Annotated in this window: 17 protein-coding genes and 1 tRNA gene; 4 read left to right on the top strand and 14 right to left on the bottom strand. The window is 56.4% G+C overall.

Translation table 11 applies throughout. The annotated features are described in order from the left end of the window. Positions 1–14: 14 nt before the first annotated feature. The 14 genes from MWN76_RS04880 to gltX all read right to left on the bottom strand — a co-directional run bounded on the left by MWN76_RS04880 (position 15) and on the right by gltX (position 17,882). On the bottom strand, positions 15–593 hold the full coding sequence (locus tag MWN76_RS04880; RefSeq protein ID WP_250459785.1) for a hypothetical protein: 579 nt from the start codon (positions 591–593) through the stop codon (positions 15–17). 141 nt (positions 594–734) lie between these two features. Beyond that, a complete protein-coding gene (locus MWN76_RS04875; RefSeq protein ID WP_250459782.1) occupies positions 735–1,838 on the bottom strand; it encodes a polysaccharide pyruvyl transferase family protein in 1,104 nt (367 codons plus the stop codon). Positions 1,839–1,901: 63 nt separating this feature from the next. Continuing rightward, complete coding sequence (locus tag MWN76_RS04870; protein WP_250459780.1) at positions 1,902–5,642, bottom strand: glycoside hydrolase family 99-like domain-containing protein; 3,741 nt, start codon at positions 5,640–5,642, stop codon at positions 1,902–1,904. Between the two features lie 52 nt (positions 5,643–5,694). After that, on the bottom strand, positions 5,695–6,774 hold the full coding sequence (gene rfbB, locus MWN76_RS04865; RefSeq protein ID WP_250459777.1) for a dTDP-glucose 4,6-dehydratase: 1,080 nt from the start codon (positions 6,772–6,774) through the stop codon (positions 5,695–5,697). Between the two features lie 148 nt (positions 6,775–6,922). After that, the gene (gene rfbD / locus MWN76_RS04860; RefSeq protein ID WP_250459775.1) at positions 6,923–7,783 is read right to left on the bottom strand and encodes a dTDP-4-dehydrorhamnose reductase; all 861 of its coding nucleotides are present in this window, start codon (positions 7,781–7,783) and stop codon (positions 6,923–6,925) included. A gap of 204 nt (positions 7,784–7,987) precedes the next feature. Beyond that, complete coding sequence (gene rfbC, locus MWN76_RS04855; protein ID WP_250459773.1) at positions 7,988–8,536, bottom strand: dTDP-4-dehydrorhamnose 3,5-epimerase; 549 nt, start codon at positions 8,534–8,536, stop codon at positions 7,988–7,990. Positions 8,537–8,619: 83 nt separating this feature from the next. Further along, positions 8,620–9,534 (bottom strand): glucose-1-phosphate thymidylyltransferase RfbA, encoded by a 915-nt coding sequence (rfbA, locus tag MWN76_RS04850; RefSeq protein WP_250459772.1) that lies wholly within the window; start codon positions 9,532–9,534, stop codon positions 8,620–8,622. A gap of 240 nt (positions 9,535–9,774) precedes the next feature. After that, positions 9,775–11,382, bottom strand: a complete 1,608-nt coding sequence (locus tag MWN76_RS04845; protein ID WP_250459770.1) for a polysaccharide biosynthesis/export family protein — start codon at positions 11,380–11,382, stop codon at positions 9,775–9,777. Between the two features lie 214 nt (positions 11,383–11,596). After that, positions 11,597–12,826 (bottom strand): KpsE/RkpR family capsule polysaccharide export protein, encoded by a 1,230-nt coding sequence (locus MWN76_RS04840; protein ID WP_250459769.1) that lies wholly within the window; start codon positions 12,824–12,826, stop codon positions 11,597–11,599. A gap of 8 nt (positions 12,827–12,834) precedes the next feature. Continuing rightward, complete coding sequence (locus tag MWN76_RS04835) at positions 12,835–13,551, bottom strand: ABC transporter ATP-binding protein (protein ID WP_250459768.1); 717 nt, start codon at positions 13,549–13,551, stop codon at positions 12,835–12,837. Beyond that, entirely contained in the window at positions 13,548–14,336 is a 789-nt protein-coding gene (locus tag MWN76_RS04830) for an ABC transporter permease (RefSeq protein ID WP_250459767.1), read from the bottom strand. The genes MWN76_RS04835 and MWN76_RS04830 overlap by 4 nt, the downstream gene beginning before the upstream one ends. A 677-nt stretch (positions 14,337–15,013) precedes the next feature. Beyond that, positions 15,014–15,089: transfer RNA gene (locus MWN76_RS04825), tRNA-Ala, on the bottom strand. A 664-nt stretch (positions 15,090–15,753) separates the two neighbouring features. Then, positions 15,754–16,281, bottom strand: coding sequence for an REP-associated tyrosine transposase (locus MWN76_RS04820; protein WP_250459766.1), 528 nt, complete (start codon positions 16,279–16,281; stop codon positions 15,754–15,756). Between the two features lie 128 nt (positions 16,282–16,409). Then, on the bottom strand, positions 16,410–17,882 hold the full coding sequence (gltX, locus tag MWN76_RS04815) for a glutamate--tRNA ligase (RefSeq protein ID WP_250459765.1): 1,473 nt from the start codon (positions 17,880–17,882) through the stop codon (positions 16,410–16,412). A gap of 304 nt (positions 17,883–18,186) precedes the next feature. Between gltX and MWN76_RS04810 the strand changes: the two genes are divergently transcribed. From MWN76_RS04810 to MWN76_RS04795, 4 genes are all read left to right on the top strand, one after another. Beyond that, complete coding sequence (locus MWN76_RS04810; RefSeq protein WP_250459764.1) at positions 18,187–18,747, top strand: hypothetical protein; 561 nt, start codon at positions 18,187–18,189, stop codon at positions 18,745–18,747. Positions 18,748–18,796: 49 nt separating this feature from the next. Further along, complete coding sequence (locus tag MWN76_RS04805) at positions 18,797–21,310, top strand: TcfC E-set like domain-containing protein (RefSeq protein ID WP_250459763.1); 2,514 nt, start codon at positions 18,797–18,799, stop codon at positions 21,308–21,310. After that, a complete protein-coding gene (locus MWN76_RS04800) occupies positions 21,291–22,295 on the top strand; it encodes a hypothetical protein (RefSeq protein ID WP_250459762.1) in 1,005 nt (334 codons plus the stop codon). Before MWN76_RS04805 ends, MWN76_RS04800 begins: the two co-directional genes overlap by 20 nt. Positions 22,296–22,609: 314 nt before the next feature. After that, entirely contained in the window at positions 22,610–23,608 is a 999-nt protein-coding gene (locus MWN76_RS04795; protein ID WP_250459760.1) for a hypothetical protein, read from the top strand. Positions 23,609–23,672: the final 64 nt, after the last annotated feature.

The following is a 23,672-nucleotide window of genomic DNA, read 5'->3' as shown; positions in this document are numbered from 1 at the left end:
ATAATGGATACATGTTAAAAACTCTCTAGGCCGCCATAAGCCAAAGTTTCTAACTCTTTCCATCTTGGACAACGTTCGTATAAGTCAGACAAACCAAGCTTCATCTCTGCCAAGAAGCTATCCGGAATTGAATTGTGTGATTTATTATTTTTAGAAGACAAAATATCATTTTTTATCAAATCAACATCTACATGCGCTCCAAATATTTCCCTAAAATCATCAGAAAAATTTTCGACTCGTAAAAACCTTATATTTTTTGCTTTGTGTCTAACGTCAGAAAAATATTTCTCGACATAATAGTCGGCATGATTCAAATACCCACTTGATTCGTAAAAACGCCCTTCAAGAAGGTAACTATAATCATGGGGTATACTTGGAGAGCGTTTTTTCTCGTAATTAAACCTACTGACCAGCCAAGATCTTAGCCTGCGAACACATATAACCACCTCCCTATCGCCAACAGAGAAACTAGGATCTCTTCTTTCCCTGTCCGATATTCCATCATGCCAAAAAGAGTTAGAATCATTTCCATCAATAGAATCTTGAACAATATCTTTTCTATCCGAAAAGTACTTATTGAAAATATCTTCCACTTTCGTTCCGGCATTTTTAGGAAAATGCAGCCAAACAAATTTATCACCATATATCATATAAAATCGGAGACCCTAAAAATCTAAAAAATTAAATCAAAAAAATAAAACAATTACACCTCAAGAGATCAATAGACAGCCACCCTACGATAAAGATATATTAGATTTCAAACCATTGGCCGAATAAAACTTAAAGATCCGTTTCAAATTAAGAGCACTTCGCCTCTGAAATTTTACAAAATCAAAACTCTTAACTAAACCATCGATATCATAAAGCATAGAAATATCAAAATCTTCAATTGATATGCATGGCATACACATTTCATCCGCCAACTCAGCAGTTCTCCTATCATGAGCTATTAATACAGCTGGGGTCCCTGCCAGAGTTGCTGCTATGGCGCCATGAATCCTTGTCCCAAGGTAAACATCATCTTTCCTTGAATCAGTAATCCAATGCTCTAAATCTTTATGATATTTCCCTTTTGAGAGTAAACTTTTCCTAAGTTCATGAAAATTTTTCATACCGTAGTATTCACATGCTAAATTTCGACTCTGCTCAGGCTCTTCCCTTGCAAGAATTGATATTTCAAAAGCTTCAGATTGGTAGTAGATCGACGAGGCTTCACGGATAGCGAATTGATAAAGCTGACGTTGTTTATCTATCGAGCGCTCCACCTTTAAACCTGGGAGCACATATCTAGTCGGTCCGATGCCAATGTTAGAGATGCCTCTGGAGTAATCGATATCTCTAAGATCCGCCACTTTCCCATAATAAAAAATTGACGGGCAGCCTAAGACCTCTACGTTATCGATGCCAAGCTTTCGTACAACCTCAGCTGTAAACTCTCCACGAACCCCAAAGCTATGACAGCGCTCACTTATAACTTTCAGAAGTTTTTTGGTTCCTTTAGGGATAGACCTAACCTCTTTAAGGGACGACAATTGAGCTCCAAGTCCGACTGCAGTGCAGGGAAGAAGTGTAGATTCCAACAAGTCTGCTAAGACTTGCCAATCTTGCGACAAATTAATCCAGTTCGCTCCAGGAATTATAATTGAGTCTAAATTCTCCTTAGTCATAAGTGGATCAAAAGAGAAACCCAAATGCCTACATCCTTCAATTTGTTTATACACTGCATTTGTAAACAACATATTCCCAAAGTTGTTTCCACTTGCCTTCAACGCATCAGCCCCATGGCGTGTTGCAAGCCCCTCTAAATTAATGCCAACTACACCTATTCGCTTATTCATTCCCCCCCCCGAAAAACTAAACCAAAGTGTTTCATACTCAACTATCCGTCACTTAAACCAAATCTACTGCAGATGAGCCTTTACATCATTAAAGTGCAAATTAGCTTTCTCTGAGATATTGGCATCTATCTTCACCTTGGATTTTACATCCTGTTGAACAGCAAAAATTTCTGCTAAATGCTTCTCTGCTTTAAGTGAATGAGTCACACTACCTTGATGACGTCGATGTATATTCAAACTTCTCTCGCTATATTTAACCGTAGATTCTTCTGCTGCCAGAAGGTCGGAGTAGAGAAACCAATCACCCGCCACCGAGTATCCATAAAGATCGTCACCAGTTCTGTCCAAGGCATCACACAAACTATCTGTCTTGAATATCACACCACTGACATTCAAGATAACATTCTTGACAGCCAGGTACTCGGCAAGAAACTCCCTTCCAGCCATGTGGAATCCGTTCGTAAAGGCTCCTTCACCAAACTCCGTGAAGTAGTAGCTGTAGCTCTCGGCCAGCAACTTCCCATCCTGATCCACCTGGATGGAATCGCAGTAGGCTAGATCGAAGTCATCCCCCGCCACCAGCTCGCTGATAAAATCGGGCGCAGCCAGGTCGTCCGCCTCGGCAATCCACAGCAACTCGCCTTTGGCCAGCCTCGCCCCCTTGTCCCATTGGCGAAACACGGAACCGGAATTCTTCTCGTTGACCAGCAGCTCAATATTTCTCTGGTACAGTTCCGCCGTAGCCTCAATTACTGAAACACTGTCATCGCTTGACTTGTCGTCCAAAACGATGACCTCATAAACTGGATAATGCTGTGCAAATATTGTCTCCAAACGGGCACCGATATGGTCTTCATAGTTGTAGTTGGGAACCACAACCGAAACACGACGTATTTCCGGCATAAGCAGCTCAACCAGACTGAAGACATAGTCTTTCCAATCAAACCTGCCCAGCGCCGAGACACTACGCGCTGAACGGCGGACCTCGCTGTCATTGGCGATTTCCCGATCGATCGCCTCTACCATCTCATTTACGTCACCCATGGGTACAAGGGTACCATTAGAATCGTCGCACAGCAGCTCCACAAAGCCACCTCCCTTCCGGAAACCGACCACTGGCGTACCGAGGGCGAGGGACTCCAGCACTACAGATGGGAATGGATCCTCCCGGGATGTCATGGCAAAGACATCCGCCCCTTGCAAGTACAAGGATATCTCATTGCTAAAAGGTACGATGTGGAGATGAGACTGCAGTTCACTGCCTTCTATATCCCGGAGTATCCAGTTCTCCAAGCCCGGCTCCACATTCCCCAACCAGACAAAGTGGTAGTCAGAGCTCTTTTCCATTGCGATGCGGGCAGCACTGACAAAGAGATCAAACCCCTTTCTCAAGTCAGCGAACCCGGCATTGACCACGATTTTTGCACTGCTGGGAAGGCCCATTTTCTTGCGCAACATCTTTCGACTATTACTATTGGGCCGGAGCCTCTGATAAATCCCCTGGGGTTTGACCACAGCTTTATCGCCAATGGATCCGACAACGCGTTCAAACGATTCCCTTACAAAGGATGATGCAAATACCACCGAGTCTGCATTTCTGGCTATCGCTTTCGCCCTGTCCTCAAGTGCATACTCTTTAATCAAAGTTTCCAGTTCGTGGACCAGAGAGATCACTTTTAAGTCGTTCTCGGCCAACACATCGGTACACTGGCCAGTAACAGTTGTGTTACAGATAGCATGCGCGACAGTACTGCGGCCTGAAATTTCGTTAATGATATCCCGGAATACCGCGATGTCGCCGTGCGCCACGTGGGTCTGGCCGATCTTCTGGTACTCATCAACCAAGGGGCCGCCATCAAGTAGGACGAGTTCTACATCGATGCCGAAATCCTGAACCAGTGTTTTGAAGATGTTGAGGGTCAGTAATTGTGCACCATGCTTGTAGGCGTCGTGCCCCACCAAAACCAGCTTTGTTTTACCTTCCTGCCGAGTGAATCCGTGCACCGCTCTGTATGTCGCATTCAAATATGCGCTTCCCCAATAGACATCAGGCTCCAGATGCGCACCTTCTGCCCATTCGTTCCAGGCGTTGATCACAACGAAAGATTCGTCGCCAGTAATCGGGTTTGCTTCAGCATACTTCACCATACTTGCGAGCCAGCGCTCATACTTCTCGGGAGACGAGTCAATAAAGCCCATACCCCGGCCCGGTTTTCGGGCCTCATTGTCCCAGCTCGGGGTGACAGCACGGATCAGATCAAAGTCTGGTTTCTGTACTTCAAGACTACGATCAACCAGGTCATCGTACAGCGGGTAATGACCAGTGAATCCGGGATCTACCAGACCTTGGTCTTGTGCCTTGGAGTCCAGGTCTTGGGCGAGTTTGTGGGGAGGGAACTCCACAGCCCCATCCATCCCGAACACCTCGGGATCATTGTCTCCAAAAGCTTGCGCCATAAAGAACAATGGAGTTTCGCCGAGTAGCTCTTCACACAATTTGCGCCATTTTTTGATTCTATTAGCAGCGTCCGGAACAATACCAGGGCGGTACATAAAGAACAGCGGACGGCCTTCTACCCGGATATAACGGGAATCGGAAAAATGCCGACCGAGATCTTTGATGAAGGCAACGTCGTCTTCATCCCGATAGTCTTGGGCAATCAGTATGTTGTTCTCAAGGCCGTCCCAGGTTCTGGTCCAGTTTTCGTTGGCCCACAGAATACAGAACGGAAGCTCAATTTCCGGGCTGTCCATCAACATATTGACGGGGCTGTCCATCAGGCGCTTGCCGTTAAACCAATAGTGGTAAAAACAGAAACCGTGCAGACCTGCGGCTTTTGCCATTTCTACCTGTGCTTTGAGCGTGTCTTTCAGACGCAGGTCGTAGTATCCCAGATCCCGGGGCAGGTGTGGTTGATAGTGCCCCTTAAACCTGGGCAGACCACGGGTTACATTGGTCCACTCGGTAAACCCTTCGCCCCACCACTCACTGTTTTCCTTGAACGGATGAAACTGCGGTAGATAGAAGGCCAGAGCTTTCACTTTTGCTGTATTGCTGGACCTTCCTTTGTACTGGAAGTCCTCGTAGCCCTCTCCGGGTCCCCTGTAGCGTGTGACTTCAGCCAGGAAGTCCAGATTTTCTGCTTTTGGCGATCCAGTGGAGTCCTGTACGGACCTTATAGGCAAGCCTTTCGCCTTACCAATAGTCAGGTAATGCCAAAACGGATTATCTGCCAGATTATTCTCCGCCCTATACTTAGAAACATCAAATAGTTGAGATGGATTGCGCTCTTCTTTAATGCCTTGGAGAAGGAAATGGAAGTACGGATCCATACCGCATTCCTCAACATCAGGGCTTACGCTCAAATAATAAGCTGTATTGAATTCTGGTATGGGATTTAATTGCTCTTCAGAAACTTTCTTATAGAAGTAATTTAAAACCAGTCCATCAATTGATTCTTTGATCTGCCGCCGCACGTATGCAATATCAATGCAAGGAGAGGGATTGCGCCCCTCCTGCTCGCCATGTCGAATATAGTGAATCAGCGGATGAAAACCCGCTTCGCTCACGTCAGGATAAGCCTGCAGATACCAGTTCACATCAAATAGATAGGAGGGATTTCTGCCTTCCCGGAATCCGTGATAGTAGAAATGAACCAGAGGGCTTTCACCACTTTCCGCTACGTCCGGATTACTCTCTTTATACCACTCTTCATTGAACAACCCAGACTCATGGATCAAATGGATATTCTCGGAGTCAGATGAAGCCTTTCCTTTACGTCCCAGTTTGAATAAATCTTTCATTTTTCCGTACACTTAAAACTATTTAGAACTTGATTTGACTACGATTTAAATACTAAACCTGGTAATCACCAGAAATAACTGATTGCCACCAGCTATCATTACTCAGGTACCAACGCACTGTCTTCCGAATTCCTGTTTCGAAGCTTTCGGTCGGCTGATATTCGAGTTCTTCGTTCGATTTCTTCGGATCGATAGCATAGCGGCGATCATGTCCGGCACGATCGGTGACAAAAGTGATCAATTCCTGCGCCAGCCCATTCCGGACTTTATCTGCATGTGGATATTTTTTCGCCCATTCTGGGTTCTCTCTGAATTCATTGTTCATCAATTCGCAAATTAGTTTAACGATATCGATATTAGCCCACTCGTTGATACCGCCGATGTTGTAGCATTCGCCCAGCTGTCCCTTTTTTATCACCAGGTCGATACCACGCGCATGGTCTTCCACATACAGCCAATCCCGGATCTGCTGACCATCACCATAAATGGGCAACGGCTTGTCGTGCAGGATATTCGTGATGACTAATGGAATCAGTTTCTCCGGGAAATGGTAAGGCCCGTAATTGTTGGAGCAATTGCTGGTAGTGACCTTGAGCCCATAGGTGTGATGATAGGCTCTTACCAGATGATCTGAGGCGGCCTTGCTCGCGGAGTAAGGGCTGTTGGGCGCGTAGGGCGTGGTCTCACTAAAGGCGGGGTCTTCCGGGCCCAACGTGCCGTACACCTCGTCCGTGGATACGTGGTGGAAGCGGTGGTTTTCTTTGTTCAGGCCTTCGTCCAGCCAGATTTTCTTGGCCGCTTTCAGCAGGCTGTGGGTGCCGATGATATTGGTTTCTATAAAGGCATCCGGGCCGGTGATGGAGCGGTCTACGTGGCTCTCTGCGGCAAAGTGCACCAGGGTGTCTATGTGGTGCTCTTTCAACAGGGTTTCCACCAGGGCGGTATCGCAGATATCGCCGTGATAGAAGACGAAGTTGGGATTCTCTGCTACCGGATTCAGGTTGGCTTTGTTGCCGGCGTAGGTGAGCGCATCCAGTACGACGACCTTGTCTTGCGGGTAGGTCTTCATCCAGTAGTGGACGAAGTTGGCGCCTATAAAGCCGGCGCCGCCGGTTACCAGTAGGTTGCTCATTTCTTTCTTGGGTCCGTGGTTTCTTTACCCCGTGTTGGCGGGGTGCACTTTTGTGGTTTCTTTTCCTGGATTCCGCTTCGCTGCATCCAGGCTACTTTGTTTTCGTGGCCCGCACTGGATCCTGGACCTTGTCCGGGATGACGCGTGTTCAGGTTGTGAGGGCTTGTCTCAGGGACTGGCGCCAGTGGGTTAATTCGAAGTTCAGTTCTTGGGTCAGGCGGCTTTTGTCCAGGACGCTGTAGGCCGGGCGGCTGGCTGGGGTTGGAAAGTCGGCGGTGGTGATCGGGTTGATCTGGACTTGCCTTTCCTGCGGCAGCAAGCCGGCGGCCTTGCCTTCTTCGAAGATGGCGACGGCGAAGTCGTACCAGCTGGCGGCGCCGGCGTCGGTGCAGTGGTAGATGCCCCTGGCTTCGCGGTTGCTGGCCAGGGTATAGATGGCATCTGCCAGGGTGCCGGTCCAGGTGGGTGTGCCGATCTGGTCGGCGACCACGCCCAGTTGGTCCCGCTCTGCCATCAGGCGGAGCATGGTGTTGACGAAGTTGCTGCCGTGGCGGGCGTAGACCCAGGCGGTACGGACGATGATGGCTTCCGGCAGTACTGCGCGCACGGCGGCCTCGCCGGCGGCCTTGCTTTCGCCGTATACGCCGATGGGCCTTACTGAGTCTTCCACGCCATAGGGACTGGAGTGTTCGCCATCGAAGACGAAGTCGGTGGAGACATGGATCAGCCTTGTGCCGTGTTCCCTGCCGGCGAGGGCCAGGTTTTCCGCACCGGTGGCGTTGATGGCGTAGGCCTGTTCGACTTCCTGTTCGGCTTTGTCTACTGCGGTGTAGGCGGCCGCATTCACTATAAAGTCTGGCTGGTATTGGCCGATAGTATTCATAACGGCTTCGGCGTTGGAGATATCCAGTTGGGTGCGGTCCAGGGCTATCAGCTCGGTGCCTTTCGGGGCTCTGTTCTGCAGTTCCTGGCCCAATTGGCCGTTTTTGCCGGTGATCAGGATTTTCATGGTCTTTTTGGTTGTCTGGTGTCGTTCGGCCTCTCGATAGGGGAGAGGTTGTTTTGTTTGGGCCTTTGGCCCGTTGCCGAGCTGGAGCTCGGCGCGCTCAGGGGCGGCTTTTGCGGCATTGGCATTTCGTGGTGCCGGGTGCCTTCCCCTGGATTCCGCTTCGCTGCATCCAGGCTACTTGTGTTCGGACGCTTGCTCCGTTGGTCAGGCGAAGGTTGGGGCCTCTTTCAGGCGTTGGCCTTCGGCGTCTTTGGCAGAGAGCTGGGGGGCTTCACCGTTTACCAGGGGCCATTCGATATTGAGGTCCGGGTCGTCCCAGCGGATGGAGTGTTCGTGTTCCGGGTTGTACCAGTCGGTGCATTTGTACACGAACTCGGCGGATTCGCTGGTGACGTAGAAGCCGTGGGCGAAGCCTTCCGGAACCCAGAGCTGGCGTTTGTTTTCAGCGGACAACAGTACGCCTACCCATTTGCCGAAGGTGGGCGAGCTGCGGCGAAGGTCGACGGCTACGTCGTAGACTTCACCGGCGGTGACACGCACCAGCTTGCCCTGGGTGTTCTCGGTCTGGTAGTGCAGGCCGCGCAGGATGCCCTGGCGGGATTTGCTGTGATTGTCCTGCACGAATACACGCTCGGCGCATTCGCGGTTGAACGTGTCCTGGCGGAAGGATTCGTAGAAGAAGCCGCGTTCGTCGCCGAAGATTTTGGGCTCTATGATTTTTACGTCCGGGATGTCTGTTTCTATTACGTTCATGGTGTGATCTGGGTTGTTTGGTCTTTGATCGGGCCGGTTCCCCGGATTACGCTTCGCTTCATCCGGGCTACTGACTCTGGTTCCTAGCGGGCGAAACGGTGGTTCTGTTTTGACTCCCGGATTACCTCCAGCAGGTAGCCGCCGTAGCCGCTTTTCATCAGGGGCTGTGCCTGTTCGGTCAGTTGCTCGACGGTGATAAAGCCCTTGCGGAAAGCCACTTCTTCCGGGCAGGCGATTTTCAGGCCCTGGCGGCGTTCGATGGTCTGTACGAAGTGCGCGGCTTCAAGCAGGTTGTCGTGGGTGCCGGTATCCAGCCAGGCGGCGCCGCGGCCCATGACTTCGACATTGAGTTGCGCATTCTCGAGATAGATTCGGTTGAGGTCGGTGATTTCCAGCTCTCCGCGGGCACTGGGCTTGATTTCCCGCGCCAGGTCACAGACCTGGTTGTCGTAGAAATAGAGGCCGGTAACGGCGTAGTTGGATTTGGGTTGCTCGGGCTTTTCTTCCAGGCTGATGACCTTGCCGGTTTCATCAAACTCAGCGACGCCATAGGCCCGCGGATCCGCCACGTGGTAGCCAAATACAGTAGCACCCTGTTCACGGGCATCGGCGTTGTGAAGCACTTCACTGAAATGTTCGGCATAGTAGATATTATCCCCGAGGACCAGCGCACTAGGGTTATTGCCAACGTGTTCACGCCCGATAATGAACGCCTGCGCAAGGCCATCCGGGGAAGGCTGTATCGCGTAACTGAGGTTGATGCCCCACTGGGCGCCATCGCCCAGCAGGCTCTGGAACAGCTGCTGCTCCTGCGGTGTGGTGATGATCAGGATATCGCTGATACCCGCCAGCATCAGTGTGGTAAGCGGGTAGTAGATCATCGGTTTGTCGTACACCGGCATCAACTGTTTGCTGACGCCCCTGGTGAGCGGGTACAGGCGAGTGCCGGAGCCACCGGCCAGAATAATTCCCTTGCGGTTTGAACGTCCTTTTTTCATTACATCTCCCGGTTCCATTACTATTTCCCCCCTGATTTTCTTTTTTACGGCGTAGGTTCCCCTGCAAACCGCCCCCATAGCGGTCTGTTCGTTGCTGGAGATCCGTCCGTATTCCCCAAGTGGCGGTGTTCGCCAACTTCCCCTGTGTTTGCTTCGTTGCTTGCTGGTGTCTTGCCTGTTTTATTCTTCCCCTGTGTTCCTCTCCCGAGAAGGGAGAGGGAACTCCCCCGTTGAAGAGGTTTAGAAAGACAGCACCGCTGCTGTCCCTACGGCGATACGATACAGAATCTCTGTTGCATCTTTGGTGATCTGCAGTTCGCTGGATTTGATCTTGGGCATCACCATGATTTCATCGCCGGGGCGCAGCCTGTCGCCCAGGCGGTTATCGAAGTCGTTGTCTTCGATACGGCTGATGGTGCCGTCCAGGTGCAGTACAACCAGCTCGTCTTCATTGGCGTTGTTGGCGAAGCCGCCGGCCAGCTCGATGTAATCTTCCAGCGTGCGATTGCGGTTGAAGACCAGTGAGGTCGGGAATACCACTTCGCCCACAATGGAGATGGTGGAGGCTTTCACCGGCACCACCAGTTCGTCGCCATCTTCCAGCAGCATCTCGCCGGCATTGCCGGTGTTGGCAAGCACCACCTGCCCGCGGGGCTGGGCCTGCCTGGCCTTGGCGATAAAGCTCTGGATCATTGCCGCATTGTCTTTCTGGGCGGTTTTCTCCAGGTCTGTGTTGGGCTGGCGGGTCAGCACTTCCATCTGCAGGGCATCCAGCGAGCGATTCAGTGCCTCCCGTTGCCGTTCGGCAACGCTATCCCGGTAGAGCTGTACCGCGGAGCGGTCTGCATTGGGGCGGAACTGTAGCTGCGTTACCAGATCCTCGAGCGTGGCGCCGTAGGGCATTACATAGCTCGCCGGGCCGTCCAGCTCCCCGCTCACTTTCACGGAGATGGATTTGATATCGTTGTCGCGGACCAGTTCGACCCGGGCGCCCGGATACAGTTGTGCCGTCAGGGCCTGGTCCAGTGGCAGGTAGGAGGCCTGTTGGTGATCGTCAATGACCTGGGTGATGCGGGCAAAGTTGGCCTGCGGATCGGGCTTGGCCACCAGCAGCATTTCACCCAGCTGGGTGTAGGGGCCGGTAAATTCAATCTGGGCCGACTGCTGCACTGCGCCTTCCACGGTGACAGCGCCGTGGCGCGGGCCGACAACAATCACATCCCCATTGCGCAGCTGCAGTGGCGGCATGACCCCTTCCACCAGGAAATTGTAAAGGTTGACTCTTTTCAGCAGGTCACCGCCGCGCTGGACGCGGACATCGATAAAGCTGCCGCTTTCGCGGGAGATGCCGCCGGCACTGTCCAGGTAGTAGAGAATGGAATCCGACGAGTAGCCGTTGTAGAGCCCCGGCTTGTTGACGTAACCGGTGACGAACACCTTGACCGGCTGGCTGGCCTCGAGATTGGCGTAGGCGTGGACGTTGTTCTTGAACACCTGCTTTACATGGCGCAGAACGTATTTATTCAGCTCGCCGTTCTCGACGCCAGCCACATGCACGGGCCCCACTTCGGGAATAAAGATATTGCCCTGGGGGTCCACCGGCAGGGTGGCACTGAAGCTGTAAGCCCCCCAGAGTTGCAGGTTGATCTGGTCGCCGACCGTGATCCGGTAGGTGGGGTTGAAGCCGGTATAGGGCTGGTCGCGGAAGGCGCCGCGGAACAGGGAGGCACCGAACACGGGCACGCCGCTGTTCTGCTGCATCTGGGTTGCAGCGGCATTCTCTTCGTCCAGTTGCTGGGTTTCCAGGGCCTGGGCTGTTGGTAGCGCCAGTGCTGCCAGGAGCGCCATCCATCCCCCGATGGTTTTCAATTTTTTTGCGAACATCTGTGTTGGTCTGTTAGTTCGTGTTTGTTGTTTCCGGCTATTCTGCTGGGCGGCTACGTCACTGCATTTTTTTGCCTATCCTGCAGGCGAATAGCTGCGGTGCCTTGTTCTTTTCGCCTGCGGGCAGGCTCCTGCATGATGGGCACGCTGCGCTTTGCCCATCCTATAGCGGCCATTTTTACATCCGGTGGTCGCGGATGCTGGCTACCAGCATTTTTACGATGCCGTAAATCAGTAGCAAAATGACTGCCAGGCTGGTCAGGTTGTATATTTTTCTCGGGTATTCGGCCTCTTCTGCCAGTGAAGGTTCACTGACGACCATCAAATGTTTCAGGCGGCTGGAAGCTTCCATTCTTGCGGTTTCCAGTGCGGTAAGGCCGGCCTGGTAGGCATCCATGGCGAATTGCAGTTCCAGCTTCAGGTTCTGGAACTCCGCGCTGAGGCTGTTCAGGCGCTCTTCGCCCTCTTCATCGGCGACACCGACCAGGCGAACCTTTTCCGCCTCGATCTGCTGTTCGAGCGCGTCTATCTCAGCTTCCAGGGAGACAATCTGTGAAGAGCCCGGATTCAGGTAGGTTTTTGCCGCCGTCAGCTTGGCCCGCTGTGTGGCCCGCTGCGCTTCCAGCTCCTGGATAATGCCGCTGATACCCTTGGTGAGGTCTTCCGGGCTGACGACTTTATTGCGGTTCTGGAAATCCAGGATCTCGCGTTTGGAGGTACGCAGTTTGGCCTGGGCAAAATCCAGTTCCTTGCGTACGAACGCCACCTGTTTTTCAGCCAGCTGGTTACTGATGGCGTTGACGAAGTCTTCAGACTTCAGGGTTACCGTCTGTACCAGCTTGCGTGCGAAATCGGGCTCATAAGCCTGCATTTCAATGGAGATGATGCCGGTCTGTTCGTCGTGCCCCACACCGATATGGCTGCGGTAGTACTCCAGGTAATCTTCCTGGGAGGCATCTTCCGCCAGCCGTGAGAATACATCGTAGCGATCGCTCTTGTAGTAGTCGGCCAGGTCCAGTTTTTCATCCAGGTACAGGGCCATATCCAGGGACTGGATATAGTTCACCACCAGGAAGGCATCCTGGCTCTCACCGCCGACACCCGGCACCAGGAACCCCAGGGGCGAGGCCATGTTCTGGTTCGAGCCATTCTCTTTCACGATCAGTTGGGTGCTGCTGACATAGCGGTCGGAGACCCAAACCAGGTAGTACACGCTGACCAGCAACAGCGGCAACAGCACGCAGACCGCCAGGCCGGCCCAGCGGCGAACGCCGGTTACCGGCGGCGCGCCCTCTTCAGCTGGGCCTCCAAACAGATCCCGGGCCGCGCCGACAAGCTTTTGCAAACGGATACGCTTGGCACCGGAGTCCAGCTTGCGCGCATCTTGTATCGGTTCTTTGTGTTCCATCAAGACTCTTAACTGTTAACCAATCGGCCCGGATTCCCGGCGGCCGTTTTTTTCTTCTGCGCCTGCGGCAGGCCCTTCTGGTACTCGGCGATGGCGGCCTCGACGGTGTCGTAGATTGCCAGCCCTTCGGGCCCCAGGTAGATCCCGACATCGCAATTTTTCTTAAGCTGCTCCATTCCGTGCGCGACAATAATGAAATTGGATGTCTTGCGCTTCTCGGCGATCACCTGCTGGCACTTGTGCTTGAAGTGCGCATCCCCGACGGACATCACCTCGTCCACCAGGTAGCAGTCAAAGTCCACAGAAATACTGAGACCAAAGGCCAGCCGCGAACGCATCCCGGAGGAGTAGGTCTTTACCGGTGCATCGAAGTAGTTGCCGATCTCGGCAAACTCCTGCACCCGGCCCAGCACCTTGCGCTTTTCCCGGCCCCAGATACCGTGCAGACCGCACACAAAGGCCGCGTTCTCGCGCCCCGTCATACTGCCCTGGAAGCCCCCGGACAGCCCCATCGGCCAGGAGATCCGCTGGTCGGTTACCACACGGCCGGTGTCCGGGTAATCAATGCCCCCCATGATTCTCAGCAGGGTGGACTTGCCGGCGCCATTGCGACCGAGGATGCCGATATTCTTGCCCTCGGGAAATACCGCATTGACATCCCGGAACAGCACCTTGCGCCCATGCGGCGTGCGGAAGGACTTGGTGAGATTGCGTAACTCGATCATTGGCTGCGTACCAGGTCGCGCCAGTTGGCCCGGTATACCAGCAGCCCGAACGCCAACATGCCGACAGAACTCATCACCAGGTACTGCATATCGGCGAACATGCCGTGGTAGCTGGCAAAAAGTCCTTCGCGTGTCAGCTCGATCACATGCAGCAGGGGATTCCAGGACAGGTAGGGGTGGTACTCCTCGGGAATATGCTCGAGCGAGAAAAATACCCCGGACATGAAGTACAGCGGCCGCTGAATCATCGGGCCAAACTTGGCGGCCTCGGGAAAGCGTTCGCCGAACACACACAGCGCCAGGCTGAGGCCCAGGCAGAACCCCAGAAACAGGATATTGACGGCCACCAGCAACAGGAAATCGTTGAACGTGGCTGCCACACCGAACCACGCAAGAATCCCCAACAGTGCCACCAGGCTAAAGAGGTATATGCAGAACTCGAGCAGGACTCGGGTCACCACCGCATCAAAAGGGCGCAACTGTCGATAGCTGAACAGCCCGCGGTTGGATGCCACCGCTGCCAGGGATTTAGTGAAGCACTGGCCGAAGAAAAGAAAGGGCGCGATACCGCCGAGCATAAACAGCGCGGTGGGGATTCCCGGATAAAATTCCCGACCGAGAAAGCTGAAGACCGCAACCAGCACCAACATATGCATGGCCGGCTCCAGCAAAACCCAGGCATAGCCCAGGCGCCACTTGCCGAAGCGCGTCTTCATCTCGCGCACCAGCAATGCGTGCATCACATCGCGCTGGATCTGCCAGGGTGTTCGTGAAATAGAGTTCATGCCAAGACGTCTTGTTTTTTTACAATCGCACCAGTGGATACATCAGGCGGTCGGCGCAGCCTCTTCATTTTTCTGCCGCGCCGAAAAGCGATCGCCCCCGTGGGGTCCCCACCCCGTTTAGTCGTCTGTTTTGCAAACTCCATCTCAATATTTTCGGGCGCGGGTCGATAACCTTGTACTAACCGGCCTTTTCTCCTCAAGCGGGCAATTCTACCCTGCCGCTGCCTGCCGGTCAGCCAAGTACTATTACATAGCATTACACCCGGCGGTATTGCCCTTTTGCGCCAGCAGCCGCTAATCCCACCAGTTCGAAAAAGCTTTCTACGCCACGTCCGGATTGCGCAAAACAGTGATCTCAGTGACTGCCCCTGACGCACTTTAGTTCCAGACGAGTTAGGTGTGTCTGGCTTCCATGCGTTAGCCGTGCTTCGGGCAGATTGTTACTGCATTTTTCTTTTGCGCTCTTTGCGGCAAAGCTGTTGCCTTTTTCGGGGCTCACGACGCGGCCAACCTGTTTGAGGTGATCTCTTTTAGGAGCGGTATCGTTTTTCGGTGGTGGGCTTGTTTCTGTTCGCCCCGTTCGCCTGCGGGGCAGGTTCCTACAGAAGTTGCTGGCTTTCCCCGACTCTGGGACAAAAAAAGAAGGCCGCACCCTTTCGGATGCGGCCTTCCAAATTTGGTGGAGCTAAGCGGGATCGAACCGCTGACCTCAACACTGCCAGTGTTGCGCTCTCCCAGCTGAGCTATAGCCCCAAATTGTTTGCTTTCCGTCGAAAGCGGGGCGCATTTTAACAGCGCCCCGGCCCCTGTCAACAAGAAAAACAACTTTTTAATCAATCAGTTAGCCGGGGCAGGCCAGCGCCCGGTTGAACTGCCGGTCAGGGCCCGGGAGATAGGGGCTCCCGGATTCCGCTGCGCTTCATCCGGGCTACGGATACGGGGTTGCCGTTTTCGGGTGTAGCCTGGATGGAGCGAAGCGGAATCCGGGTGGAGTGCGCTACTGCCCCCGGGCTCCCGGATTACGCTGCGCTTCATCCGGGCTACGCCGTTGCGGTGGGGGGCCATTTTCGGGTGTAGCCTGGATGGAGCGAAGCGGAATCCGGGGCGGAGTGCGCTACCGCCCCTGGGTTCCCGGATTACGCTGCGCTTCATCCGGGCTACGCCGTTGCGATGGGGGCCGTTTTCGGGTGTAGCCTGGATGGAGCGAAGCGGAATCCGGGGCGGAGTGCGCTACTGCCTCTGGGCTCCCGGATTGCGCTGCGCTTCATCCGGGCTACGGATGCGGAGTTGCCGTTTTCGGGTGTAGCCTGGATGGAGCGAAGCGGAATCCGGGGGGGGAGTGCGCTACTGCCCCTGGGCTCCCGGATTGCGCTGCGCTTCATCCGGGCTACGTGTTGCCGGGTTCCGGAGGGGCTCACTACTCGCCATAGCCTTCTTCTTCCAACGGCTCCGGGCCTCCCCAGTCCAGATCGTATACCCCACTCTCTACCCATCGATGAAACGACGAATGTGGCCAGTCCCGTGCCCGTTTGACCAGGCCGTGCTTTACCGGGTTGTAGTGGATGTAATCCATATGGCGGCTCAGGTCTTCGCTGTCGCGGATGGTGTGTTCCCAGTAGCGTCTCTGCCAGAGGGCATACTCTCCCTTTGCGTCGCGAGACAGCGGGATCCCGCGCTTCTTCAATGCCCGGACGAACAGACTTTTCAGGGATCGCCATCGGGTCGGGTAGTCATCGTCTTTGAGTGGCAGGGTCCAGATGGTGTGGAGGTGGTCAGGGAGGATGACTACGGCGTCGAGGGTGAAGGGGTATTTGTTTCTGGTGGAGCGGAAGGCTTGGCGGAGGGCGTCGATATGATCAGTGAGGGTGGTGGCATCGCGGTTCCTCAGAGTGACGGTGAAAAAGTAGGTGCCACCGGGGAGACGGTTGCGGCGGTAGGTGACCATTTTCCCTCCTTGGTGGTTGGTCGGGCGGATGGAGCGAAGCGGAATCCGGGTGGAGTCCGCTACAGCCCGCAGGCTCCCGGATTCCGCTGCGCTTCATCCGGGCTACGCCGTTTTTCCGGGTTTGGTGTCTACAGCGCGGCGTATTCCTTTTCCCAGCGCTTCAGGACCTTCTTGCCGGCGCCGCCGAGTACCTCGATGGCGTGGCGCAGGCGGGCGCGGCTGAGGTCGGGGCCCAGGAGGACCATGGCGTCCATTACGGAGAAGGAAGCGGTGGTGCCGCTAATGGCCACGAACAGGGGCGCGTTGAAGTCCTTGAGTTTGATGTCCATGGCGGTGGCCAGGGCCTTCATGGCCTGGAAGATGTCGTCCCTCTCCCAGGTGCGCAGGGCCTCCAGGCGCCAGAGGGCGAACTGCAGCAGCTTCTTCTGTTCATCGGTTTCCAGCTTGTTGTCGCTGAAGCTGTCGCCGGTGAGCGGCAGCTGGCCGGCGGCCAGGAAGCTGACCAGCGGGGCGAAATCGCCGAAGGTCTCCATGCGGCCCTTGGCGTGGGGCAGCACCTTGAGCAGGTTGTCGCGGTTCAGCAGCCACGCCTGCAGCCGGTCCGCCAGTTGTTCGTCTTCCAGCTCGCGGATCCACAGGCCGTTCAGCCAGGACAGCTTCTCCACGTCGAACACCGGCCCGCCGAGGGAGACGCGGTGGATATCGAAGTGCTCGAGCATCTCTTCCAGGGAGAACTTCTCGCGCTCGTCCGGCATGGACCAGCCCATGCGGCCCAGGTAGTTCAGCACCGCCTCGGGCATAAAGCCGGCGCGCTGGTAATAGAGGATGGAAGTGGGGTTCTTGCGCTTGGACAGTTTGGTCTTGTCCGGGTTGCGCAGCAGCGGCAGGTGGCACAGCACCGGCATCTCCCAGCCGAAGTATTCGTACAGCAGCTTGTGCTTGGGCGCGGAGTTGATCCACTCCTCGCCGCGCAGCACGTGGGTGATCTCCATCAGGTGGTCGTCCACCACATTGGCCAGGTGGTAGGTGGGCATGCCGTCGGACTTGAGCAGGATCTGCGCGTCTACTTGACCCCAGTCGATCTCGATGGCGCCGCGCAGCAGGTCTTCGACCACGCAGGTGCCGCTCTCCGGCACGTTCATGCGCACCACGTAGGGCTCGCCGGCGGCCTTGCGTTTCTCCACTTCGGCGTCCGGCAGCGCCAGGTCGCTGGGCTTCAGCGCCGTGCGGCCGGCCTCGCGCAGTTGCTCCCGCAGCTGTTCCAGCTCTTCGGCGGTGCGGTAGCAGTGGAACGCGTGGCCCTTTTCCACCAGCTCGTCGCAGTGCTTTTTATAGAGGTCGCCGCGCTCGCTCTGGCGATAGGGGCCGTGGGCGCCGCCCACATCCGGCCCTTCCTGCCAGTCCAGCCCCAGCCAGCGCAGGCTGTCCAGGATGGCCTTCTCCGATTCCGGGGTGCTGCGCTGCTGGTCGGTATCCTCGATGCGCAGCACGAACTGGCCGCCCTGGGCACGGGCGAAACACTGGTTGAACAGGGCGATATAGGCGGTGCCGACGTGCGGATCGCCGGTGGGGGAAGGGGCAATTCGGGTTCTTACGGTCATGGTCAACCTGGCTGTGATGAAAAAGTGTGCAAATTCAGGCGCGGCATTATATCGCCGCTGCGGTTCCGGGCCCAGCGGCAGCGCTCAACCTGTACAACCGAACATAATGCACAATATAACGCCGAAAAAAGAGAAATACTTAACACCATCAACGTGACTTGAGTCACGAAATGCGTAGTATTGCGGCCACAGCGAGGGAATCGATTATTGACGCAGGATTCAACTTGTGCACCCTCCGCTCAAGGAAACGCACCGGCAACCGGTGCAACTATCAAGACCAAAGGACCCTCGGGGGGTACTGAACATGAAAAAAACACTCCGCGCGCTCGCCGCTGTGGGTGCAGCTGCACTTTCCCTCAATACTGCCGCCGCGACCAATCCGTCTGCGGCCACCGCCAACAGTTCGCAGGGCGATTTCCTGATCACCCTGGAGCTGACGCCGTTCATCATCGTGAACAGCTTTGAGGACATGACCCTGAACGCCACCGCCAACGGCGATATCTCCCAGTCCCAGGATATCTGTGTCGGCGGCTACGGCTTCGACGACTACAGCATCACTTTCGAGAGTGCCAACGGCTCCACCGGCGGTGCCGGCACGGCTGCGTTCGAACTGGTGGGTGACGCTTTCGGCAACGTGGTCCCCTACGGTGTGGCCTTTGCCAACAACACCACTGACACCGACGGCGACCCGAGCACCGACGGCACCATGAGCAGCCGCTTCACCCGCCAGGGGACCGCCGCGGACTGCATCGACAACGGTGCCGAGAATGCCCGGATCTTTGTCTCTGTGGACTCCGACGACTGGCAGGACACCGACGACGCTACCTTCAACGATACGCTGACGGTTACCGTAAGCGCGATCTGATCGGGTCTCGCCCGCCGCCTCCCTGGGGCGGGCCGCTCCAACGCAACCTATGAAACGCGCGATAGCGGGGGTACTGCTGTCGCTGGCTTCCTGCGCCCTGGCCAACCCGGCCGCGGCGGCGGCCAGCGCGGCATTCAGGCTGGATACCGCAGCACCGAGCGGCTTCGCTGAGTTTACCGAAGCCCAGCAGCTGGTGGTGGATATCTATTACGGCAGCCGGCCGCTGGGTGCCGCCCGTGTGAGCGTGGACCTGCACACGCTGCGGTTTGAAAACCCGGCGGCCGTGCGCGCACTGCTGCCGGAAACCCTCGATCCCGAATTGCTGCTGCGGGCGCTGTCCGGCCCCCTGCCCCGCAACTCCCGACGCGTCTGCCACACCGAGCGGCAGCGGGACTGCGGCTTCCTGACCCCGGAGACCATCGGCCTGATCTACGACGAGCGGCGTTTTCGCGTCGACGTCTTTGTCTCCGCCGGGCTGCTGCCGCAACAGCCGGCCATCGACGATCCCTACCTGCCGGAATCCAGCAGCGATGTCTCGTTTATCCAGAGCCTGACCGGCACCTGGTCCGGTGTCGACAGCAGCGGCGGTACCGATTCCCGCAGCGCCTCGCTGTTCGGCCAGTCCATCCTCAGTTTTGGAGAGAGCGGCCTGCACAGCCAGTGGGCGGCCAGCGACAGCGGCGGCAGCCAGATATACCAGATGCAGTGGACGCGCGATTTCCGCGGCCGCGCCTACTCCGTGGGGCTGCTGCAGCCGGAAGGCGGGCTCAGCAGCTTTGCCGCCACCCCCTACCTGTACGGGCTGGAATACCGCAGCTCCAACAACAGCCGCGCCGACAACCGCTACAGCCAGGGCGCGCCCCTGGAAGTGAATATGCCGGTGCGCGGCCGGGTGGAAATCTACCGGGACAACCGCCTGGTACACAGCGAGCTGCTGGAAGCCGGCAACCAGTTGCTGGACACCTCCGGCCTGCCCAGCGGCGCCTACCAGCTGGAAATCCGCACCTATGACGAGAGCGGCCGGCCGCTGCGGCAGTTCCAGCAATTTTTTGCCAAGGACTCCCTATTGCCCGCCCCGGGCGAATGGCGTTGGACCTTCCAGGCCGGGCGCCCCGCCCGTATCGATGAAGCACAGTTGCTGCCGGAAAAACTCGACGACGAATTTATCCAGGGCGGGCTCTCCCGGCGACTGCTCGACAACGCCGGGGCCTTTTTCAATATTGCCGCCACCGGCAACGAACAGTTGTACGAACTGGGCGGCCGCTGGATCGGCGAGTACCTGGAGCTTTCGCCGAGCGCCGTCTACACCGATAGCGGACGCAGTGGACACCGGTTTCACGCGCTGCTGAAACTGCCAATCCTCAACCTGAGCGCATCGGAAACCCGCCTGTCCGACGGGCAACAGGCGACGGTGGACAACTATTCGCTGCTGGGGCGCGGCTACCACTACCGCAACCTGGCCCTGACCAGCGGCCTGCTCGGCGGCCGCCTGTCGCTGCGCTATACGGAGCAGGACCGCAGCCTGTATTTCGGCTCGCCGGAATTCGCCCTGGACGATACCTTTGCCGCGTCCGACCGGCTGACGACGCTGGAATACCGGCGGGATTTCTTCCGCGGCCGGCACTGGAACGGCAACTTCAGCCTGGCCCACAGCGATGCGGATGGCGAGCAGCTGACCACGGCCACCTTCGAGTTCCGCTATCGCGGCGACCACTGGTACCACAGTGCGCGCCTGCGCGGCGACAGCGGCAACACTGACGGCGAGGATTCCCGGGCCGGTTTCAACGCCGGTTGGCGCGACGGCGACCGCTGGGCAGCGGAAGTCGACCAGCAGTTTTCCGGCGAGATGTCCGGCGACGAGTATTTCGTCGGCAGCCGCACCGGAATCTCCGGCCGCCGCGGCCACCTCAGCTCCACACTGGAATACCGCGACAACGGCCTCTACGGACAGGATTCCCTCAACTACCTGGGCAGCTTCAGCACCAATTTCATGAGCAACGGTAACGCCTTCGCCTGGGGTGGGGAGCGGACCTCTTCCAGCGCGGTCATGGTGGATATCGCCGGCAGCCCGGACCAGGAATTCGAGGTGCTGGTGGACGGCGTGCGCCGCGGCTACGCCCGCGGCAGCGGCCGCTCGGTAATCAACCTGCCCGCTTTCCAGAGCTACGATGTGCAGTTGCGCCCGCTGGCGGAAGGTTTTTACGATTACCGCGAGCGGCAGGACACCGTGACGCTCTATCCGGGCAATGTGACCTCCACGGAGTACGAGATCAAGCCCCTGATCCTGGTACTCGGCCGCATCGTGCGCGACGGCAAGCCGGTGCCCGGGGCGAAGATTTCAATCGGCGAATACTCGGCAGTGGCCGACGACTACGGTGTCTTCCAGATGGAGATGTACCGCGACCCACAACAGCTGACCATGCCCGCGGTGCGCTGGAAACAGTGCCAGGTGGATATTCCCGGGCAGGATAGTGGGGAGCATTGGCTGAACCTTGGGGATATCGAGTTGGGGAATGCGGAGTGTGAAGCGGTGGAGGAGCACTATGCATCTGGTCCGCGGTAAAGTTTCCCCCGCTATAACATTGGGGTTGTTGCTATTGGGAAGCCTTTGGTCACTACAACTGCCAGCCCAAACCAACTGCCAGCAATCGACGCGAAATATTATTTTCCTGGGCACCAGCGTCATTGAAGTCTGCTTGCCCGATTTCAATTCTATTGGCTACGACCCGGCCACAGCGCCCAAAAATATTAATTTCTTTATTCGCAGTCACAGCCCTCAAGATGGCAATCATGAACTTCCCTACCGGGTCACGATCAGCTCCATTGATGACCTCAATTACACACTTGATTCCGCCTCGGGTGTAGACAGTGCGGATTTTTCTTTGAGCTTCTCAGACGGTGTCAAAACGGAATCACTGACTCCCGGCCACCAGAGTGGGGATTTCAGTGAACGAAGACAACTGCATCCCGTATCGCTACCAATCAGCCTGATCAACCCCGAATCGCTCAGTGGCAACAGCTACTCCGGCACCTTCAGACTGCGCATTGAACAACAAAACTGTAATTATATTTTCTGGAATCTATGTACGGCCCCACTGGAAGTCGAATTTACAATCAGCTTGGCAGTTCCAACCCGCGCTGTCGTAGAAAACCTGAACGACATGGACTTGACCTCCACGGGTGTTTCCCCGGGACAACCCATTCAAGGCTTTGAGGACATCTGCGTAGGCGGTATCGGTTTCGCAAACTACAACGTCAGGCTCGAGAGCCAAAACGGTTCCACTAGTAGTGGTGCAGGAATTTACCCCTATCAACTCAATGGCCTGAGTGAGAGCCTGCCCTACGATGTCGAGTTTATCGACAACACCTCAAGTACCAGCGGCATCGCCCCCACACCGCTCGGCAACATCGATCAATCCTTTCCCCGGAACGGCACCGAAAGCTGCATTGTGGACAATGCGCGGGTCATCGTAGCCGTATCGGATTGGGACAGCGCAAATGAATCCACATATACCGATACACTGACTGTTACAGTCACTCCCCAGTAACAATTCCCGATTAACACAAGTTTCGGAGTTCGAGATTGCAGATCGACAGGCGTAGCCCGGATGGAGCGCAGCGGAATCCGGGAACAGGGTGCGGCCCTGCACTACAATCCTGGATTCCGGCGCTGCGCGCCTCCATCCAGGCTACAGAACTCCGAGACCTGAACTGTTTAAAAGTGCCTTGAAAGACCCAGGCACCAGTTGTTTTTGGCGGCGGAAAAGACAAACCTGAAGTGAATCCCGACAGATTATTCCCAACCCGCGGCGGGGCGCTGTGCGCCCTGCTTATTGCCGTGCTCTTTTGCTGCAGCGCAGCGGTGGCGCAGTCCCAATACTCCAGCAACCGCTTCCCCTGCAGCGATGGCTCCGAGGTGGTGGCGGCGGATGAACTGGGGGAAAAGGCCATCGGTGTCTGTAACCTGGAGGCCAGTCATACCCTGTCCCCGCAGGGCAGTGGGAGCATTCCCTTCCAGATCCGCAGTTGCTGGGCCTGGTGGGAGGGCAATCAGTGGAGTACCGCCTACTGCAGTGAAAAGCGCGACTATACCGTCGAGCTCAGCGGCCCCACCGGCGGCGCCGGCGCTTTCGTGCTGTCCGGCCCCGGCGGCGATATCCCGGTGGAAATCGCCATCTCCCATCCGGCTGCGGGTGGGCCGCGCGCACTGGCACCGTCGCAGCAGAGCGCCCTGCTTCCGGGCGCACCGGATGGCGCCCAGACGCCGGTTTCCTTCGAGGTTACCGTGCCGGAATCCGCCAACCTGGCGGCGGGCGTCTACAGCAACTGGTTTGATTTTTACCTCTACCAGTGCCAGGGCGATTGGCAGGACAGTGACTGCCGGGGCGCGGTTTCTGAGGGCCGGGCGGAACTGCGGCCGCCGATTCCGTTCCAGATACGGCTGCTGGTGGAACCGCAGATCCGCATCAGCGGCCTGCAGGATATGGTTATCGACGCCAGCGGCGGCGGCACCGCCGAGGCGCAGCAGACCTTCTGCGTCTACACCAGCGGCGGTGCGGATTTTCGCCTGCGCGGCGACAGTCGCAACGGCAGTGGGGAATTCCTGCTGGAGGGCACTTCCGCCGGCGATACCGTCGGTTACCGCGTACGGGTCCAGGGATTGCAGCCACCGCGCCGGCGCGTGTGGCTCGGGGAGGGCGAGTTCTCGGGCAACCGCTGGCAGGGGCACAGCCAGAGGGATTGCCTCGGGGGCGGCGACGAGAATATGCAGCTGACTATCCGCGTTCCGTCCGGCGAGCTTCGCGATCCGCAGGATCGCAGCTATACGGATACGCTGACATTGACCGTGGAAATCGAATAGGCCCTGGCAGCCCCGGATTCCGCTGCGCTGCATCCGGGCTACGCAATGGCGGGGGCGGTTCTGT

Source organism: Microbulbifer litoralis (assembly GCF_023634065.1).
Taxonomy (GTDB): Bacteria; Pseudomonadota; Gammaproteobacteria; order Pseudomonadales; family Cellvibrionaceae; genus Microbulbifer; species Microbulbifer litoralis.
The sequence above is the reverse complement of the archived record's forward strand: the minus strand, read 5'-3'. Positions and strand labels throughout refer to the sequence as shown.